Annotated in this window: 1 protein-coding gene; it reads right to left on the bottom strand. The window is 37.0% G+C overall.

Translation table 11 applies throughout. The features are described 5' to 3' along the window. Positions 1-138: 138 nt before the first annotated feature. On the bottom strand, positions 139-265 hold a 127-nt coding region (locus SB775_RS30430), incomplete at its 5' end, for a vitamin B12 dependent-methionine synthase activation domain-containing protein (protein ID WP_410864987.1).

Here is a 265-nt window from a genome sequence, read left to right as displayed (position 1 = left end):
CCCATTTTCTTTTTGAACATGACAAACATCTCCTTTTGAGTGAATGACTTTCATTTGTAATATCGGTAAATAAGAGTAAATATTGATATTTATCCCAATATTTATCAAAAAAGAACCTCCAATCACGGAGGTCCTGCATTAATGAACATTAAAATATCGAGCTTCAGGATGAGAAACGACGATCGCTGAAACAGATGCTTCAGGTTCCATCATGAAGCCTTCTGTCAGATAGATGCCGATTTTTTCAGGCTGAAGCAGGTGGAAC

It is taken from the genome of Peribacillus sp. SIMBA_075, assembly GCF_046534585.1.
Note: the sequence above shows the minus strand (reverse complement) of the source record. Positions and strands in the feature narration are given on the sequence as shown.